This is a genomic window from Streptomyces nanshensis (assembly GCF_001751255.1).
Lineage (GTDB): Bacteria > Actinomycetota > Actinomycetes > Streptomycetales > Streptomycetaceae > Streptomyces > Streptomyces nanshensis_A.
Genome location: NZ_LJGW01000618.1, coordinates 1 through 2,844, shown reverse-complemented (window position 1 = coordinate 2,844; position 2,844 = coordinate 1). Strand labels below are relative to the sequence as shown.

2 protein-coding genes are annotated in these 2,844 nt (G+C 70.3%); one reads left to right on the top strand and one right to left on the bottom strand.

All coding sequences use genetic code 11. The features are described 5' to 3' along the window. Positions 1 to 241: hypothetical protein (locus tag AN218_RS30325; protein ID WP_141747763.1), on the bottom strand; the 241-nt coding region annotated here is incomplete at its 3' end. A gap of 330 nt (positions 242 to 571) precedes the next feature. On the opposite strand from AN218_RS30325, the gene AN218_RS30320 reads away from it, so the two are divergent. Continuing rightward, positions 572 to 2,791, top strand: a complete 2,220-nt coding sequence (locus tag AN218_RS30320) for an NADP-dependent isocitrate dehydrogenase (protein WP_070020240.1) — start codon at positions 572 to 574, stop codon at positions 2,789 to 2,791. Positions 2,792 to 2,844: the final 53 nt, after the last annotated feature.

Sequence of the window (2,844 nt, the reverse complement as noted above, 5' to 3'; positions counted from 1 at the left end):
CGGCCGCCTTGCGCGCACCGGGTGCGCCGCGTGCCGAGCGGGCCCCGGCGGTGCCGGGTGCGCCGCGTACGGTCTCCTCCCAGGAGGCGCGTGCGGCCTTCCGCGCGGCGCTGAGCCGCGGCCGGAACGCCTCGAAGTCCACCGGCCGTAGCTGGTCGGCGGACGTATGTACACACGTACAGGACGAGGTGCCGTCCACCTGGACGCGTGCTCCGCACTTGGAGCATCTCAGTGCTGCCATCGCCGGCCTCCCCGTGGAATCCGTCGCGACGCGTGTGTTCCCTCGCGGTGCCACCGTGCGTCGGCAGTGGGCGCACGGTTGGCAGGTCACCGTCAACCTAGCGGGCCCCTACGGCACATGCGCGATTGTTGTCAACTTGCGAGCGGTGCCGTTTGGATCGCACGGCGCCCGTTCCCCGCCGCCGGGGCCGTCGCCGGTGAGCGGCACCGGTCGTTCCGCTTCGCTCCGGGTGTGTGCGGGCGTCCCGGGCGGCTCGGGGGCGGCTGTGGCATGCGGGCCCGGAGGAGATATCTTGACGTCGAGACGATGTAGACGTGGAGCGGAGTACCGGTGACTGACTCGACCATCATCTATACGGACACCGACGAGGCCCCGGCCCTGGCGACGTATTCGTTCCTGCCCGTGGTCAGGGCGTACGCCTCGACGGCCGGGGTCGGTGTCGAGAGCCGCGACATCTCGCTGGCCGGGCGCATCCTGGCCCAGTTCCCCGAGCGCCTGGAGCCGCAGCAGCGCGTCGAGGACGCCCTCGGCAACCTCGGCGAGCTGGCGAGGACGCCGCAGGCCAACATCATCAAGCTGCCGAACATCTCGGCCTCCATCCCGCAGCTCAAGGCGGCCGTCGCCGAACTGCAGGAGAAGGGCTTCGCGCTGCCGGAGTACCCGGACGAGCCGAAGACCGACGAGGAGCGCGACATCCGCGCCCGCTACGACAAGGTCAAGGGCAGCGCCGTCAACCCGGTGCTGCGCGAGGGCAATTCGGACCGCCGCGCGCCCGCGTCCGTGAAGAACTACGCCCGCTCCCACCCGCACCGCATGGGCGCCTGGTCGCCCGAGTCGAAGACGAACGTGGCGCACATGACCGGCGACGACTTCCGCTCCACCGAGAAGTCCGCGGTCATCGCGGAGGACGGCTCGCTCCGTATCGAGCTGGACGGCGACGACGGCAGCACCACCGTGCTGCGCGAGTCCGTCCCGGTGCAGGCCGGCGAGATCGTGGACGCGGCCGTGCTGCGCGTCGCGGCGCTGCGGGAGTTCCTCGCGGCGCAGGTCGCCCGCGCCAAGGACGAGGGCGTGCTGTTCTCGGTGCATCTGAAGGCCACGATGATGAAGGTCTCCGACCCGATCATCTTCGGTCACGTCGTACGCGCCTTCTTCCCGAAGACGTTCGCCGAGTACGGCACGACCCTCGCCGCCGCCGGGCTCACCCCCAACGACGGCCTCGGCGGCATCTTCAAGGGCCTGGAGTCCCTGCCCGACGGCGCGAAGATCAAGGAGTCGTTCGAGGCGGAGCTGGCCTCGGGTCCCGACCTGGCGATGGTCGACTCGCACCGCGGCATCACCAATCTGCATGTGCCGAGCGACGTCATCGTCGACGCCTCCATGCCGGCGATGATCCGCACCTCCGGCCACATGTGGAACAAGAACGACGAGGAGCAGGACACCCTCGCCGTCATCCCCGACAGCAGCTACGCCGGCATCTACCAGGTCGTCATCGACGACTGCCGCGCCAACGGCGCCTTCGACCCGGCCACGATGGGCTCGGTGCCCAACGTCGGCCTCATGGCGCAGAAGGCCGAGGAGTACGGCAGCCACGACAAGACCTTCGAGATCCCCGCGACCGGCACCGTCCGCGTCGTCGACGGCTCCGGCCACGCGGTGCTGGAACAGGCCGTCGGCGCCGGCGACATCTTCCGTATGTGCCAGACCAAGGACGTGCCCGTACGGGACTGGGTCAAGCTCGCCGTCACCCGCGCCCGCGCGACCGGCGACCCGGCGGTCTTCTGGCTCGACGACAGCCGCGCCCACGACCGGAACCTCATCGCGAAGGTCGAGCAGTACCTCCCCGAGCACGACACGGAGGGCCTGCGGATCGAGGTCATGTCGCCGGTCGAGGCGACCGCGTTCTCCCTGGAGCGCATCCGCCGCGGCGAGAACACGATCTCCGTCACCGGCAACGTGCTGCGCGACTACCTGACGGACCTCTTCCCCATCCTCGAACTGGGCACCAGCGCCAAGATGCTCTCGGTCGTCCCGCTCATCAACGGCGGCGGCCTCTTCGAGACGGGCGCGGGCGGCTCGGCCCCCAAGCACGTGCAGCAGCTCGTCAAGGAGAACTATCTGCGCTGGGACAGCCTGGGCGAATTCCTCGCGCTGGCCGTCAGCTTCGAGCACCTGGCGCAGAAGACGGGCAACGCCCGTGCGCAGATCCTCGCCGACACCCTGGACCGGGCGACGGCGACGTTCCTGCAGGAGAACAAGTCCCCGACGCGCAGGCTCGGCGGCCTCGACAACCGCGGCAGCCACTTCTACCTGGCGCTGTACTGGGCGCAGGAGCTGGCGAAGCAGACCGACGACGCGCAGCTCGCGGAGGCGTTCGCCGACCTCGCCCGCCGGCTCGGCGAGCAGGAACAGGCCATCGTGGACGAGCTGATCGCGGTGCAGGGCTCGCCCGCGGACATCGGCGGCTACTACTGGCCCGACGCGGCGAAGGCGTCGGCCGTGATGCGTCCGTCGAAGACTTTCAACGACGCGCTGGCGGCGCTCGACTGAGCACCGCCGCGCCGAACGACGGCCGCGGGCCGCACCCTTGGCGACGGGGGTGC